This window comes from Pseudanabaena cinerea FACHB-1277 (assembly GCF_014696345.1).
GTDB lineage: Bacteria > Cyanobacteriota > Cyanobacteriia > Pseudanabaenales > Pseudanabaenaceae > Pseudanabaena > Pseudanabaena cinerea.
The window spans coordinates 12,520-27,358 of sequence record NZ_JACJPY010000062.1; the positions used below are offsets into that span (position 1 = coordinate 12,520).

A 14,839-nucleotide genomic window follows, 5' to 3' on the forward strand; every position below is an offset into this window, starting at 1 on the left:
GTTCGAGCCGCCATCTTATTGCTTACTTTTTAGGAGCCATCAGCATTGTGATGTTGCGCCCTTCGCGTTTAGGAGATTGCTGAATTTCTGCCACTGCTTCAAGGTCACTTGCCATGCGATTGAGTAGCACTTCAGCGAGATCAACGTGCTGAATTTCACGTCCGCGAAACATCACTGTTGCCTTGACCTTATCGCCTTCCTTCAAGAAACGCTCAGCATGGTTGATCCTAACTTTGTAGTCATGCTCTTCAATTTTGTAGCGCATCTTTACTTCTTTAACATCAGAAGTATGTTGTTTTTTACGCGCTTCCCTTGCCTTCTTTTCTTGCTCAAACTTGAATTTGCCATAGTCCATGATCCGACAAACAGGAGGATCGGCTTTGTCACTGACTAGCACGAGGTCAAGTTCTTTTTCTTCAGCCATTTTCAAGGCTTCTTTGGGGGTGAGGATGCCGAGTTGCTCTCCCTCCATATCAATAACTCGAATTTTGGGAAATCGGATGCGTTCGTTGATTTGGGGAAGATCTTTAATTGGCTTTTTAGTCATGAAATCTCTGTTGTCTAGACTCTGGGAAGTATGGATTTACTAAGGGTTTACAGGTGATAGTCCGAAGTGTTGTGTATAGATACTGGCAACACTTTAGCAGGCTTATGTCTTGAGGTGATTCAACAAAAAATCGCTGATCATTTACTTGACATAAAGGTTTAAGTATAGTACGAATTACCCACTAAAGTGTCAAGTGTTAAGCAAGTATTTTTCGTAAATTTTGATTAATAAGTTCAGTGGTGACGCGATCGCTGAGGGTGACTTGACCGATCGCTGTGGGTAAAATAAAGCGCACCTTGCCAGCTTCAACCTTTTTATCGGTGGCTAGGCAGTCAATAATCGCGGCTTGGTCAATGTCGGCGGGGAGGGTTTGGGGTAGTCGGGTTTTCGTAATTAAAGCAACCTGTTGAGCTTGTTCGGCGGCTGACCATAGCCCCATGTCAACAGCGATCGCCCCTGCAATGATCATACCTAAGCCCACCGCTTCACCGTGATTAAACAAACGATAGTTGGTGACAGACTCGATCGCATGACCAACGGTATGCCCATAGTTGAGAATGGCGCGAAGATCGCCTTCTTTTTCGTCCTTAGCAACAACTTCAGCTTTGGCTTTGGCACAACGATAGAGGATCGTGTGTAAAAGATCATCGGAGAGATAGCGCAATTGATCGAGGCGATCACATTGTGCCAATAGATCAAATAGTTCGCGATCCCAGATGATGCCATATTTAATTACTTCTGCCATTGCCGAACGAAATTCGCGGGTGGGCAGGGTCTGTAAAACTTGAGGATCAACCCAGACAAGGCTCGGCTGATAAAATGCGCCGATCAAATTTTTGCCCTGTGGGTGATTTATCCCCGTCTTGCCGCCGATCGCTGAGTCCACCATTGCCAACAAACTGGTCGGCACTTGGATCAAATTGATACCGCGTAACCATGTGGCAGCAGCATAGCCCGACATATCACCAATTACGCCACCACCGAGGGCGATAATTACCGAAGAGCGTTCGAGGCGATGATTGAGGGCTGCGTCATAGATTTTTTGCAGGGAGTTGGCGGTTTTAAATCTTTCCCCCGCAGGCAGGATCAAACTTATGGCATCAAAACCTGCGTTTTTAAGAGTGGTGGCGACAGTTTCACCATAGTGCTTATAAATGACGGGATTAGAAACAATCAGGACTTTTTTGCTTTTTTTACCCAGTCCAATTTCTGTTAATTTTGCGCCTAGGTTTTGCAGACTATGGGCAGCGATCGCGATGTCATAACGGCGATCGCCTTCAAGGGCAACGGTGACGGTTGCAGAAGTTGCGGACATATTTCTCGTTAAAGATTAGTATTATACTGCCTTGCCACCGAAGAAATAAAGTTGCGGCGCTTTGCGCCGCAACTTTATTTCTTGGCTTGAGAATAGGCGCTATGGCGATGTCTAAATCGCGCTCAACCAACGGCATACTCTGTAAACTTACGCATAAATTCAGAGTGAAAACCAATCACAATATCCTGTTTAGGGACACCTAATTTTACTAACTCTTCGGCAAATTCAATTTCTGTACCATTATATTGCAGCCAAATTTTGCCCTGTTTAATATCAATGTGCAGAACGCAACCATAAACACGATGTTCTTTTTCCCAGCCAACATTGACAATTTGATAATGGTCATGCTCTGTGTCAAAAATCAATTCTCGCTCTACACCATTTCGTCTGTAGTCATCTTGAGCATATTCTTTAATGATCGTTTTTATAATTTCCCGATATTTATTTAGTTTATCCATTGATCTATTTCCTGCGTACTTGGGTTATAGACAATTAGGCTTATACCTTGATTTTTAATAACAAGCTGAATCAATTCTAGTTTAAAGAATGTTTCGTAAGTTGCGATCGGTACAGCCAAATACATTACCCTCTCTGGCTGCTTTTGGCTCAGCACAGTTTTGTAATTAATAAATTGCCCCAAAGCCTTATGAAATTCAGAAATTGCTGAGCTACCAATAAAACTTTTAATTTCAACTGCGATCTTTTCACCATCACGCTCAGCCGCAATTATTTTTTCAGCAGCTAAGTCAATATAAATTTCGACCCCACCAAAATCTAAGTACAAAGGGTCATCTGTGATTACCCAGCCTTCTTTTTCTAATCCTATTTTGACTGTATCGTGAAAAATATCTTTTGCTGGCATAAAATTAAGTAACATTCCAACAGGTATTTACCAAGACTGACCAAAATACACCTAATTATGACTGTACTTTGTTTTTCTGTCTCCACTCTGGCGGGAGTTCAATACTTACTTTGATATCTATAGTTCCTGAATTTTGATTAAAGTTCATAATAGTTAGCTTGACAAATTGTTCCAACTCTTGTTCTGTTGCAGTCTGTGATTGTGAAAAAGACCTTAATCGATATCCTTCGGTTTCGCTCCAATGGGGAATGCTATGACGATTACCTGTGTTTTGTTCTGGACTATCTGCCATGTTAGTAATTTTTTTGAAGTATCTGTATAAAGTTTTGCACAAGTAAACCTCTACACCTTTAGGACTTTTGACTAAATTTTTCGCAATCTCAGTAGGCGTATGTCCACACAGTAATCCTCTCAAATATAGCTTTTCGGTTGGATTTAGACCCTTACGGGAATTAGGCGCAACTTCTTGTTTGACCTTGGCAAATCGTTCGTAAATTTTTTCTAAGTCCCAATAATATTGCGCCTCAGAAAATATCTTTTCCTCGTCAATCATAAATTTGACCAAACTAATAGCTAATGACTAGCAAAATTCATAGTGTATGCTAGGTAAAGCTTAGCAAAGAACTAAGTTATTGTTATAGAAATCCTCAAATAAATATAACAGTTATGGTAGTTAATCGCCGTGATTTTCCTGAAGCTTATGAAAATACTGAGGCAAGATGTCCTGTAGTGCTTGTGCTTGATGTATCGGGATCGATGACTGGGGAGCCAATTAGACAGTTAAATGAGGGGCTAAAAGTTCTAAAAAAGGCATTGGAAGATGACCCAACTGCAAGTTTGCGCGTAGAAGTAGCAGTTGTTACATTTGGGGCTTCAGTTAGCCTTGCCCATGATTTTGCCACGATGGATGCTTTTAACCCACCAACACTTAGCGCAGATGGTGGCACACCGATGGGTGAAGGACTTGAATATGCGCTGCAACTAGTGGCCGAACGGAAGGAACAGTATAAAAATTATGGACTAAAGTATTACCAGCCTTGGGTATGGCTGATTACAGATGGTTATCCCAATGGCAACTCACCATGGCAAGAAGCTGCTCAGAAAATTCATCAAGAGCATAAAAACAAGAAGATTTCTTTCTTTGCCGTGGCAGTTGAGGGAGCCGATATGAATCAACTCAAGCAGGTCTCTCCACCAGATCGTACTCCTGTTAAATTGAATGGGTTGGACTTTAAGACGATGTTTTTATGGCTAAGTCGCTCAGTGGGTAAAACAGCCAGTGGCAAAGTTGGTGAAGAGGGACAAACAAAGCTAGAGCCAATTGGCTGGGGTAGCGTTTAATGTTGGGATGGACAAGAAACCAAGATAAACCTCAAGATTTGGCTTCAGCAAATCAGTGGCGGGCGATCGCCCGTTTTGAGATGGGGACAGATCACATATCAACGCAAACGCCATGTCAAGACTATGCAGAGTATAAGCCATATGGCAATGATTACTTGATTGGAGCTGTGTCTGATGGGGCTGGAAGCCGCAGTTTGTCGCATTATGGCTCTAAGATTGCTGTTGAGACTACTATAAAATTTTTTACAGAAAAACTAGAAACCTCGCGAAGCAAGTCATTCTTGTCGCAAGATGGTGTGCAAATAGTTTTTCGAGAATTGATTGAAGTAATTAGGCATGAAATAGAAATAGCTACGCAAGATTACCATCGAGAGAAGGGCAAAAAAGTTGGTGTAGGTCAATTTGCTTGTACTCTTCTAGCTTTTGTCGCATTTCCTGATGGCATAGCGGCTATGCAGCTAGGTGACGGTTTCATTGTGGTCAGAAACTATCAAGGTAAGGACTATGATTTGCTTTTTGAGCCAAGCAAAGGTGAATATGCGAATGAAACTACCTTTGTAACTTCATCTCCTACTGATATTCAGCAAGATTTACAGATAACCTACAAAACTAATCCTGTTAGCTTTATTTGTGCCTCAACTGATGGTCTAGAAAATTTGGCTCTCAATTTACGAAACAATGTAGCTTACCCGAAATTTTTTATTCCCCTCGAAAAATATATTCAAGAAACGATAGAGCCTGAGAAGGATGACTACCTTATAGCTTATTTAAATCATGAGACAGTTAATCGTAAGACTGGTGATGATAAGACTATTTTGTTATGCGTCAATGTAAATGCTGATCCCGTCCCAGAAATAAAATTAGATGATACACCAGTCTCTAAACTGCCCACCTCCCTGCCTTCGTCACAAACTCCACCACCACTTCTTGGGTATCCGCCATCTAGTGCAACACCTTCAGGCAAAAGAGCGCCTAAATCATCTAGTGCAGATGTAATTACTACCCAAACTTCGTCTCCAACACAAGCGGATAGCTTTACTTCTACAGCGCCTACATCAACAAAAAGAACAAAAATAAAAAATCCACCTATTTTAATAGGTCTTTTTTTATTTTCAAGCTTTCTATGTGTCTATTTTGCAACACTTGCAGCTTATCTTTTAGTTGAGAAAGTTCATCAGAACCATCCTGAATTACAAATAACTATTGAAGTTTTGTGGAGCAAAGCGACACTTGGTTCCATACCAATTTGGGTTGCTGCGATTTTCATTATTATTCTAACACTTTGGTCAATATTTTCTGGATTATATGCCACTGATAATGATATCAACAAAGGTCAAAAATCCAAAAGTACAAAAGAAGAAACTATATGGAGATTAATTAAAGGTCTTAAACCAAATTTTGGCGAAGTAATTTCTGTTTGTTTACCAATCTTTGCTCTGGCTTTAGCATTTTTAACATCACTACACTTAAATAGTGTTTTCCCAAATGTCAACCAATCAATCATTAATAACCAAATACCAAAATCAACAGAAAACAAAAATAATTCTGGAGAAAAGGTCAAGAAACCATTTGTTAAATTAGATTTTCCTAAAATATTGTCTATTGAGAAGAAGTAAAGATTAGTTATATAAAAAAACAGATAATGAAAGATGATCAAGGAAATTCATTTAACTTGAATGGTGAACCTTTTGGCAGTGGGGGCGAAGGGAAAATTTATAGAACTGATCGACCAGGTTTTGTTGTTAAGATCTACGAAAAAACACCGACTCCAGAGCAAGTTAGTAAACTAAAAGTAATGATTGCTAATCCTCCCAAAGCCTCTCCAAGCGATCCTGGCGATGTGGCAATCGCTTGGCCAACTAGCTTAGCTTATAAGGGAAAGCAATGCATTGGGTTTTTAATGCCTGAAATAGGTAGAAACGTCCAGTTTATTCAAGTGTATAATCCCAAAAGTCGTAAGAAGATATTGCCTAAATGCAATTGGTTGTTTCTTCACACAGCAGCGCGAAATTTTACAGAAATAGTTAAGGATTTACATAAATCGGGCTATGTAATAGGTGACATTAAACCGCAAAATATTTTAGTTAATGATCGGGCTTTCGTTTCCGTAGTTGATACAGACTCATTTCAAGTCAAGAATGGCAATACTGTTTATAGATGTCATGTCGTAACTGAAGGATTTACGCCTCCAGAAATGCTGGGTTTTGACCCTTCAAATATTACCCAAACTCTCTATCATGACCGCTATCGCGTAGCCTTAATAATCTACCACCTATTGTTTACCAGACACCCGTTTAATGAGGGAACCTGGCAAGGTTCGAGCGATGAGCAAAGCCAAGTAGACAAGATGAAAAGTGGAATATGGTTATATAACTCACAGGGCTTATTAAAATCTCATATATCAACAATACCATTACAGGTCATTCACCCAAAGCTTCAGGAGCTATTTAAACGATGTTTTAATGATGGTCACAAAGATCCAACTAAAAGACCATCAGCAGAAGATTGGAGTACTGCTTTGAAAGTAGCTATTAATGATCTTACTTCTTGCGGTAAAATTGACACTCACAAGTATAGTCGAACCTACGGTAAGTGCTATTGGTGCGAAAGAAAAAATATTTTGAATGGGGTAGATATTTTTGAGGGTTCAGCAAAACCTGTTATTTCGCCCCCGCCGCCAAGCATTCCTCCCGTTCAGACTACTTCCAGTACTCCGATACCGCCACCATCGCCGCCACCACCCGCGAAAAAAATAATTGGCTTTGTGTTCTTAGCTATAGCGACAATTTGCTTTATTGGCGGTGCTATACCATTCGGTTTTATTTTAGGATTTATCGGTTTTAGCTGTTTTTCTGATTAACAACTTTTACCTTGTCATTGCTTGGCATAGCTCAATCATCGCCGTTTGCAAAGTGGCGGTTTCATCTTTGCCATGTTTGAGATCTCCCTCTAACTGCAACAAAATACTCAGCGATCGCATTAATTTTTGACTGCTTAGCCCCTGCACCTCCTGCTTTAAAAAATATACGCGCTTAGGATTACCAATTTCCGCAGCATCAGCAATTTCTTTATCATCGCGCACCCCCGCTTCTTGCATCAGGCGAATCCAGAGCCAAGTGCGAACCTGCCCCACAAGGGTTGCACAAATTCGTAAACCCACCTCATTATTTCGGAGCAACTCCGCCGTTAATGACAGAGCCTGACTAGTATTTGCCGAACGAATTGCACTTGCCAACTGCAAGCTATTATGTGCCGATGCTTGCACAAGGGTAGCAATTTCCTTCGCACTAATTGCCGCCGCTTTTTGACCGTGAAATAGTTGCAATTTTTGCAGTTCCATATTTAAACGACGGCTATCATTACCGATGGCATCAACTAACAAATCGATGCCATCGGCGGTAATTTTGAGGTTCATTACCGCCGCCGATTGTTTGACTAATTGGGCGATCGCATCTATCTTCCAAGGTGGAATTAAGGAGAATTCTAAAACTTGGGCATACTTTTGAATTAGCTTGGTTGATTTGGCTCTTCCATCGGGTTTATTGGTTGCGGTAAATAGGATATAAGAATTGGTGGGCAGGTGCTTGAAAGTTCTCTCTAGTTCTGCCAACAATGCCTCAGAACATTTCTGAGCGATCGCTGTATCTGCTAACCAAGTTAGGCGATCGCCCGTACCAAAGGGAGCCGTAGCCGCTTGATTTAGCCCATCCATTACCTCTAGATCCCCAGCCGCATTGATTTTGGCATAGTTAAAATCACGCCACATGGGATCAACATGGTTATCAATCAAGCTTTTGACTGCTTGGTTGATTTGGTAGTCATCATCGCCCCAATAAAAGTAGACAGGCATTGTATTATTAATCTAACTATGTGGTGGAGAGTTAATGGTTACTAGAAGCAAGGTGAAAAGCTCATTGAAAGGCTCATTGAAAGATGCATGGAAAAACTCACTAACAAGCCAAAGCAGATCACTTTCAGACAGGTCAGATCTAGGAAAAACAGATCATTACGCCGCTTGGGGAAAACGACTTTTTGATATTGTGTTTTCCCTCGCTGTTTTAGTTTTCCTATCACCGATTTACCTCGCGATCGCCATCCTAATTTTAATTAGTTCCCGAGGATCGATTTTATATGTGCATCCAAGGGTGGGGCTAAATGGGCGCGAATTTAAATGTCTTAAATTTAGAACGATGGTGACAGGGGCGGATCGGTTTCTAGAAGATTACCTCAACACCTGCCCCATTAGCCGCGCTGAATATCAATCCTCTTTTAAACTCAAGTATGACCCACGCATTACTAAAATTGGTCGATTTTTGCGAGTGACCAGTTTAGATGAACTGCCTCAGTTTTGGAATGTATTGATAGGTGACATGAGTGTTGTTGGTCCTAGACCATTGGTGCAGGCAGAGCTAGCCAAATATGGCAAAGCGATCGAGCAAGTGTTGAGTGTGCGTCCGGGGATTGCGGGAATATGGCAGGTATCAGGGCGTAATGATTTGCCATATTCTAGACGCATTCACCTTGATGCTAGTTATGTGCGACGCATGGGCTTTGGTTTTGATCTTTGGTTAATCTTGAAAACCATGCTTGTGGTTATTTGTCCTAGGGGGGCTTATTAACAAACAAATTAAAAAAACTTAAAAAAAAGCGGCGCTCAGCGCCGCTTTTTTTAATTGCGCCGACTGCGCGTTGTCGGGCGTGAAGAAAGATCAAATTCTAAAGCTGCCGCCATACCCCATAGCACAAAGGCAAGAATCCAGAAAAACTCCGCAGGTTCACCACTTTGATATTGCTTACCTTCACAAACTTCACTGCTATTAATGCTGTAATTAAACCAAAGATCACTAATAAACATGGAAATACCCGCACTACCCAATAGCCGCCAAGATTGGGCGGCTTTGCCACCCCAAAAAGCAAGAAGTAGAATTGTTGCAACAATCAAAAGCCAAATATCACCTAGAGCATAAACAATATTCAGGATTTTGCCTGTGTCTAAATTGAATCCCCCGCCTACACCAAAAGTAACATAGGCAGCCACAATCAAACCAAAAACTCCCACTGCACCAACAATTGCCCATTGCTTAGGGTAGAGATTCAGGCGGCGACCGACTACGGACATCGCCATTCCCCATGATAGGAAGACGTAGGTGGTAGTGAAGAAAATATCAGCGATCGAGGGAAAAGTGACAACAAGATCCTTAGCACCTTTAGCGCCAGCAGCAATTAGTCCACTCTGATATTGAAAGTCTAAATAGCCGAAGATAAGGTTGCCAATGCCCCATGACAAAATGCCAACCCCTAATCCTAGCCAAACATTACGACCGCTAATAATCTTGGAGCTACGCCAATTGCGTAAACAGAGTAAACCAGAAGCAACGATCGCTACAGTTTGGAAAATGTAAGTGCCGAGGCGATACCAATTAGGGCGCACATTTACATCTTTGATTGCCTTGGCACAATCTTCGGGCTTAATCGTATAGGGACCATCAGTAGGGGCGCTCAAGAATAAATAAAACATCAGAGCTAAAGCCGCCCAACCGATCGCTGCCCAAATGATAGATTGTGTAGATATCCCTGAAGGGGATGGAGATTTGGCTTTAGTCATACATATTCAACCTTAGCGACAACCATAAGAATTGCAGTAATAAAACAACATTGACATTTGCAATAGAATTTTGAATTCCATGAAAAACACTGCTATTGCCAGAGTTTACCATTGGGATTTTTTTTCAGCCAAGCTGTAACCGATGCCGCCTCAGGCAATTCATTCAGAGCTTCAACGGCATTATCCACAAAGCTATTATTGCCAAAATAAGACGAGGCTAACAGATGAACCTCACCCAGCAGCGATTGCAATTTGCTTTCATCCCAGTTCGGGATCTGCACGCTATTAAGTGGGTTGATCGACAAAACTGCTTCAAGGGCTTGAAGGCTCTCACTTTGGGCAAACTTACCTTGCTGCATAAATCGCAACAAGTCCTGCTTGAAGGAGTTAGCCTGCCTTGCACCAAGCAAATCTTCGATATCTAGATATATCGATTGCAAGATTAATAAACAGCCCTGCACAAGGTGAGTCCCTGCCGATGAACTGTCATTATGGATAACCTGCTGCTGATCTAGCTTGACTCGACCCCAGACACTAAACCGTTGCGGCTCTTCCAATAATACGCAAGCTTTGCCTTTGTTATCAGTTAAGTCACGCCATAGTGCTAGAGCTTCGTCCCGATTATCGCCAAACATATTGAGCAACCGAAATGTTTGCCCCTGATATTGCAAAATCGGTATTTGTTGATCTTTATTTTGTGGGTTTTGAACGTTGACGATTTCAACGTCTTGGCGTTTCAGGATGAACATGTCTCTACTGTTGACTTAACTGATGTTACCAGTAGCAACAATTTGTGGCTACACGATGCCAAAGATAATAATAAGCGTAAAAATGTACTTTTAAATTAATTTATCAGAGAGAGTTGCCGCGCAACCCTCTTTGGTAAAACTGTCGCCAGTCTTGCTAGAGTCCAAGGTCAGAAGCTACTGGCAGTGCTTTTGGCAGCCAATAGCTTTTAGTTTTTTTGCCTGACGTAGGTGACTACAGCTATAAATTAAACTTTTGGCAATTGATATCTAGATACAATGCGCTTGGCAAATTCGGGGATATGCGCTTCTAGCTTTTGGGGATAGTTGCGGCGCACATATAAAAAGTTGCGAATAAAGTGGGAATCTATAGAAAACCGTCCATATTCTAAACCCTTTGGACCAACTTTGTTAACGACAAAGCTAATTAACCAAGCCAGCCAAATGGGGATGGTCATGGCATTGTCATAGGCGGCGATGCCTTGCTGTACGGCGGCGCGGCGATCGCCACTGGAGATCACGGGCTGCGTTTGCAGTTGCTCCTTGACTAGCTCTAACATTTCTTTGCCTGTGTCATTGCGGACAACGATCCATTGCCAGCCAAAGGTTGCGCCCATATAGCCCACGACCAGATCGGCGAGGGCATTGGTGTAGTCAAAGCAGGTCATGCAGGAGGGGGCAAAGACATCTTTGAGTTCTTTGGTATTTAAGCCAAAAAAGGGAACCTGCTCGGTGGAGCCGTCTGAATGCCTGAAATGTACATTAAAATCCTGCATGAATTCGTAATGGACGACTGTATCAGGCGATCGGCTGGTGGTATCGAGAAATTTCTGCAAGCCTGATCGCGTCACGTTGTCGGTGCAGGGCGTACCCAAGACATAGAGCTTTTCTAAGCCTAAGTTTTTTTCGACCGTGCGTAATGCTTGGATCTGACAACCAACGCCGATCGCCAGTAATCGTTTGATCCCAGAGGTTTCGATCTGTTCGAGGATCGACAAATTGGGCGAGAGGGTGGGTTTGTTGACTCTAGCGGCAAGGATGTCTTCGCGGGTACGGGCAATGATCGGTTGAGGTTTGAAGCGATCGCTAGGACTAGATTGCACACAAACTACGCCTTCGACCAGTCCTTTCTCTAGCATGGCGATCGCGATACTGGAGACTATGCCTGTCCATTGCGCCCCCTCAATGGGTTCGGTCTTACGGGCAGCGATCATTTCCTGATGCACACCAAAATATAGCTCTTGGTCATTTTCCAAATCCCGCGATCGCCCGTGAGATTGAGTTTCTAGCTCATCAATATGTTGCGTAATAAAGGCGCAAGCTTCCTTAACATAATGAATATAGTAGGTATCACAGAGTCCGCACTCACTACATAGTTCCTTGGCAGGTCGGCGGCTGACATCGGTGACTCCCTTGGCTTTGCGATGGGATGGGACAACTGACATTATGATTTATAATTCTTTGTTGATAAACATTCTCCTAGATCATACAGCGCTTTAGGCAAGCTTAAAAAATCAAGGCTAGTTTTGAAAGGCTTGCTAAGTAAGCTTTTTAAATGGCAATCTATGTGCAGAATACTTAACTCTCTGACGGATCTAACTACAACCCAAACAACCAAATCCATAGGGGAATTGTGAATAGGATTAAGATAGAACCAAGGGCTACGGTGGTAATTGCCAAATCACGATCTAGTCCATACCTTTCGGCATAGAGCGTAGTTACAAAGGCAGGTGGCATACCCATCAATAACACCAACAATAATCTCGGAGGTCCCGTTACACCAAAAAACATTAACCCTGTGCCGACCACTAAGGGCGTGAGCAGCATCTTAATGGATAAGCAAGTTAAGCCTTGCTTGAGATTCTTGAGGGAAGATAACCGACTTAGCTGTAAACCGATCAAAATCAAAAATAAGTTAATGACTAACCAAGCCCCAGTTTTCAAAAATTGATCGGCTAATGGCGGTAATTGCAAAGTCCTAAGTAAAGCACCAAACACAAAAGCCCAGAGAGAAGGGTTTTTAACTACGGTCATCACAGGCGCAATCCAGCCCTTCATCATTTCTGCATTGCCATAGTAGGCTGCCAAAGTGACCCCAAATATCTGCACCCCAAGGGAAATACTTAAATCATAAAACAAACCCCAAGCAAAGTATTCTGCTCCAATCAGAGTCAAAATCACAGGAAATCCTAAAAAGCCCGTGTTGCCAACCATCATTGCCAATAAAAAGCTACCTTGGGTGGGGCGACTCCAGTTACTTTGCACAACTTCATCGGGGGCATGATCTTGGTGGCGATTGATCGATAAGCCTCTGGAAATACTTTTGAGTTGCTCATCGGATAAGCCTAGATCGATCCAAACCCATGCTAAGCCCGCACCTACTAGCAAGGCCGTCCAAGCAGATATAGGGGCGATCGCCATGTATCCCGATATGTTTGTGGAACGCATAAAGGCGACAATGCTAAAAGGCGCACCCACAAAAAACAAAAACCTACCCAATGTTCCTGTAACACTTTTAGATAAAAACTTACCTAAAATAAATCCTGCCATTACCCAGCCAATGAGTCTGACATAGAGATTAACTAATGGATTATCTAGGCTAAATTCCATGAAAATATTGATCGGGTTATTGATCGGGTTGATCGAGATTGATAGTAGTAAAGGCTCAGATAATTTGAGTCTGTCAATTTCAAAGTCATTTGTCAAAGTTATAGCACTTACACAAAAGGACTTGAAACCGCTATTTTAGCTTAGGGGCAATCATGAATTGCTCCTACTTTATGCCTAGCTGCTTACGTACAAACAGAGCAGTACGCATCACCTCATCAATCAGACTGTCCTACTCTGTATTACCTTCAAGTTTTATTGCAAGTCATAGCATAGATTTATCTAATCTTGCGCCCTGTATTCTAGCGCAAAGTTAATTGTACAAACCTTGCAAGGTGGGGATGAATGAAGGGTAGGAAATGGCTGCGGATTCAGCGCGATTAATGATGGTCTTGCCCTTAGCCACCAAGGCAGCGATCGCCAAGCTCATTGCCACACGGTGATCATCATAGCTGTCAACCTCTGTCCCCGTGAGGATTTTACCACCAACAATCTCCATGCCATCGGGATGTTCGGTGACATTTGCGCCGAGTTTGGTCAATTCCTGCACCATTGCCACGATGCGATCGCTTTCCTTGACCCGCAGTTCCGCCGCATCCTCAATGATGGTCGTACCTTCAGCACAGGCAGCAGCGATCGCCAAAATGGGAATTTCATCAATCAATCGGGGAATCACCGCGCCACCAATGCGACAGCCTTTGAGATGTGCTGAACGTACCCGCAGATCGGCAACAGGCTCACCTGTTACTTCCCGTTGGTTTTCGTAGGTGATATCCGCCCCCATTTCTGCTAACACCTCCAAAATGCCAGTGCGGGTCGGATTGATGCCCACATTCTCAATTAATAAATCAGAGTCAGGCACAATCGAAGCCGCCACTAACCAGAAGGCTGCCGAACTAATGTCCCCAGGGACTGTCACCTCTTGCCCAATTAGCTTTGCACCGCCCTTAACAATTACTGTATTCGTAGCAATATCCACCCGCACATTTGCGCCAAAGGCTGCTAGCATTCGTTCACTATGATCCCTTGAGCGCTCTGGCTCGGTGATTGTTGTTTCGCCATCGGTCATCAAGCCTGCCAACATTAGGCAAGATTTAACCTGTGCCGAAGCAACGGGCGATTGGTAATGGATCGCTTTGAGATTTTGTCCAGATACAGCTAGAGGCGCACGCGCCCCATTTTCGCGCCCCCAGATATGCGCCCCCATCTGTCGCAATGGGTTTACCACCCGCGACATCGGGCGCGATCGCAATGAAGCATCGCCTGTAACCGTAAAAAAGCGATCGGGATGACTTGCTAAAATCCCCAACATCAGGCGCAAAGTCGTTCCCGAATTGCCTGCATTTAAAACATCAAGAGGTTCCTTGAGATTGCCTAAACCAATACCCTTAACTGTCACCAATTCCGAATTGAGTTCCGAGATTTCTGCACCCATCGCCGCAAAGCAAGCTGCCGTACTGCGGGGATCTTCGCCTAGCAATAGACCGCGAATCGTGGTTTCTCCCTCTGCTACGGAGCCAAGCATTAGCGATCGGTGCGAAATAGACTTATCCCCAGGAATAGTGATCTTGCCGCGTAATCCTTGGGGCAACTGGTTGGCATCAATATGGAGGATTTGGTGGGCTTGGTTACGGTCAAGGTCAATCATGGTGAAGTCTGTAAGCAATTATTCTGTAAGCAATTAATGTTTAGATTACAGCGCTTTGCGCTTAATTCAATACTACGGACAAAATTGGTGAGAAATAGAACCGTAAGAGCAAAGCTTGTGGAAATTAGGGTGTAATTTAATCGAAGTAAGGTCTAAATCTAACAGGGA

Annotated in this window: 15 protein-coding genes; 4 read left to right on the forward strand and 11 right to left on the reverse strand. The window is 42.9% G+C overall.

Going from position 1 to position 14,839, the window contains the following annotated elements:
- Positions 1 to 22 precede the first annotated feature (22 nt).
- From infC to H6F44_RS16360, 5 genes are all read right to left on the reverse strand, one after another.
- A complete protein-coding gene (infC, locus tag H6F44_RS16340; protein ID WP_190352096.1) occupies positions 23 to 547 on the reverse strand; it encodes a translation initiation factor IF-3 in 525 nt (174 codons plus the stop codon).
- Between the two features lie 196 nt (positions 548 to 743).
- Positions 744 to 1,862, reverse strand: a complete 1,119-nt coding sequence (gene aroB, locus H6F44_RS16345; protein ID WP_190352097.1) for a 3-dehydroquinate synthase — start codon at positions 1,860 to 1,862, stop codon at positions 744 to 746.
- Between the two features lie 122 nt (positions 1,863 to 1,984).
- Positions 1,985 to 2,320, reverse strand: coding sequence for a XisI protein (locus tag H6F44_RS16350; RefSeq protein ID WP_190352098.1), 336 nt, complete (start codon positions 2,318 to 2,320; stop codon positions 1,985 to 1,987).
- The gene (locus H6F44_RS16355) at positions 2,308 to 2,724 is read right to left on the reverse strand and encodes a XisH family protein (protein WP_190352099.1); all 417 of its coding nucleotides are present in this window, start codon (positions 2,722 to 2,724) and stop codon (positions 2,308 to 2,310) included. Before H6F44_RS16355 ends, H6F44_RS16350 begins: the two co-directional genes overlap by 13 nt.
- Before the next feature lie 55 nt (positions 2,725 to 2,779).
- Positions 2,780 to 3,277 (reverse strand): helix-turn-helix transcriptional regulator, encoded by a 498-nt coding sequence (locus H6F44_RS16360; protein WP_199302162.1) that lies wholly within the window; start codon positions 3,275 to 3,277, stop codon positions 2,780 to 2,782.
- Positions 3,278 to 3,390: 113 nt separating this feature from the next.
- Between H6F44_RS16360 and H6F44_RS16365 the strand changes: the two genes are divergently transcribed.
- From H6F44_RS16365 to H6F44_RS16375, 3 genes are read left to right on the forward strand one after another with little or no spacing between them, the layout of a single operon-like run.
- Complete coding sequence (locus tag H6F44_RS16365; protein WP_190352100.1) at positions 3,391 to 4,065, forward strand: vWA domain-containing protein; 675 nt, start codon at positions 3,391 to 3,393, stop codon at positions 4,063 to 4,065.
- Positions 4,065 to 5,681: a PP2C family serine/threonine-protein phosphatase gene (locus tag H6F44_RS16370; RefSeq protein WP_190352101.1), complete on the forward strand. Its 1,617-nt coding sequence runs from the start codon at positions 4,065 to 4,067 to the stop codon at positions 5,679 to 5,681. Before H6F44_RS16365 ends, H6F44_RS16370 begins: the two co-directional genes overlap by 1 nt.
- A gap of 26 nt (positions 5,682 to 5,707) precedes the next feature.
- Entirely contained in the window at positions 5,708 to 6,925 is a 1,218-nt protein-coding gene (locus H6F44_RS16375; RefSeq protein WP_190352102.1) for a helix-hairpin-helix domain-containing protein, read from the forward strand.
- Between the two features lie 6 nt (positions 6,926 to 6,931).
- Here the strand turns inward: H6F44_RS16375 and holA are convergent, their stop codons facing one another.
- Entirely contained in the window at positions 6,932 to 7,915 is a 984-nt protein-coding gene (gene holA, locus H6F44_RS16380; protein ID WP_190352103.1) for a DNA polymerase III subunit delta, read from the reverse strand.
- Positions 7,916 to 7,949: 34 nt separating this feature from the next.
- Here holA and H6F44_RS16385 point away from each other — a divergent pair, with 34 nt between their 5' ends.
- Complete coding sequence (locus H6F44_RS16385; protein ID WP_190352104.1) at positions 7,950 to 8,684, forward strand: sugar transferase; 735 nt, start codon at positions 7,950 to 7,952, stop codon at positions 8,682 to 8,684.
- 50 nt (positions 8,685 to 8,734) lie between these two features.
- Here H6F44_RS16385 and H6F44_RS16390 read toward each other — a convergent pair whose 3' ends face one another.
- The 5 genes from H6F44_RS16390 to aroA form a co-directional block, all read right to left on the reverse strand.
- Positions 8,735 to 9,670 (reverse strand): hypothetical protein, encoded by a 936-nt coding sequence (locus H6F44_RS16390; RefSeq protein ID WP_190352105.1) that lies wholly within the window; start codon positions 9,668 to 9,670, stop codon positions 8,735 to 8,737.
- Positions 9,671 to 9,762: 92 nt separating this feature from the next.
- The gene (locus tag H6F44_RS16395) at positions 9,763 to 10,419 is read right to left on the reverse strand and encodes an Npun_F0813 family protein (protein ID WP_190352106.1); all 657 of its coding nucleotides are present in this window, start codon (positions 10,417 to 10,419) and stop codon (positions 9,763 to 9,765) included.
- Positions 10,420 to 10,664: 245 nt separating this feature from the next.
- Positions 10,665 to 11,861 (reverse strand): Coenzyme F420 hydrogenase/dehydrogenase, beta subunit C-terminal domain, encoded by a 1,197-nt coding sequence (locus H6F44_RS16400; RefSeq protein WP_190352107.1) that lies wholly within the window; start codon positions 11,859 to 11,861, stop codon positions 10,665 to 10,667.
- Positions 11,862 to 12,015: 154 nt separating this feature from the next.
- Positions 12,016 to 13,026, reverse strand: a complete 1,011-nt coding sequence (locus tag H6F44_RS16405; protein WP_190352110.1) for an AEC family transporter — start codon at positions 13,024 to 13,026, stop codon at positions 12,016 to 12,018.
- A gap of 310 nt (positions 13,027 to 13,336) precedes the next feature.
- Complete coding sequence (aroA, locus tag H6F44_RS16410) at positions 13,337 to 14,671, reverse strand: 3-phosphoshikimate 1-carboxyvinyltransferase (RefSeq protein ID WP_190352108.1); 1,335 nt, start codon at positions 14,669 to 14,671, stop codon at positions 13,337 to 13,339.
- Positions 14,672 to 14,839 lie beyond the last annotated feature (168 nt).

Excerpts from the sequence above, each read along its gene's own strand:
- aroA (WP_190352108.1), bottom strand. The coding sequence starts at position 14,671 with ATGATTGACCTTGACCGTAACCAAGCCCACCAAATCCTCCATATTGAT.
- H6F44_RS16360 (WP_199302162.1), bottom strand. The coding sequence starts at position 3,277 with ATGATTGACGAGGAAAAGATATTTTCTGAGGCGCAATATTATTGGGAC.
- H6F44_RS16355 (WP_190352099.1), bottom strand. The coding sequence starts at position 2,724 with ATGCCAGCAAAAGATATTTTTCACGATACAGTCAAAATAGGATTAGAA.
- H6F44_RS16400 (WP_190352107.1), bottom strand. The coding sequence starts at position 11,861 with ATGTCAGTTGTCCCATCCCATCGCAAAGCCAAGGGAGTCACCGATGTC.
- H6F44_RS16350 (WP_190352098.1), bottom strand. The coding sequence starts at position 2,320 with ATGGATAAACTAAATAAATATCGGGAAATTATAAAAACGATCATTAAA.
- H6F44_RS16385 (WP_190352104.1), top strand. The coding sequence starts at position 7,950 with ATGGTTACTAGAAGCAAGGTGAAAAGCTCATTGAAAGGCTCATTGAAA.
- H6F44_RS16390 (WP_190352105.1), bottom strand. The coding sequence starts at position 9,670 with ATGACTAAAGCCAAATCTCCATCCCCTTCAGGGATATCTACACAATCT.
- infC (WP_190352096.1), bottom strand. The coding sequence starts at position 547 with ATGACTAAAAAGCCAATTAAAGATCTTCCCCAAATCAACGAACGCATC.
- H6F44_RS16405 (WP_190352110.1), bottom strand. The coding sequence starts at position 13,026 with ATGGAATTTAGCCTAGATAATCCATTAGTTAATCTCTATGTCAGACTC.
- H6F44_RS16370 (WP_190352101.1), top strand. The coding sequence starts at position 4,065 with ATGTTGGGATGGACAAGAAACCAAGATAAACCTCAAGATTTGGCTTCA.
- H6F44_RS16375 (WP_190352102.1), top strand. The coding sequence starts at position 5,708 with ATGAAAGATGATCAAGGAAATTCATTTAACTTGAATGGTGAACCTTTT.
- holA (WP_190352103.1), bottom strand. The coding sequence starts at position 7,915 with ATGCCTGTCTACTTTTATTGGGGCGATGATGACTACCAAATCAACCAA.
- H6F44_RS16365 (WP_190352100.1), top strand. The coding sequence starts at position 3,391 with ATGGTAGTTAATCGCCGTGATTTTCCTGAAGCTTATGAAAATACTGAG.
- H6F44_RS16395 (WP_190352106.1), bottom strand. The coding sequence starts at position 10,419 with ATGTTCATCCTGAAACGCCAAGACGTTGAAATCGTCAACGTTCAAAAC.
- aroB (WP_190352097.1), bottom strand. The coding sequence starts at position 1,862 with ATGTCCGCAACTTCTGCAACCGTCACCGTTGCCCTTGAAGGCGATCGC.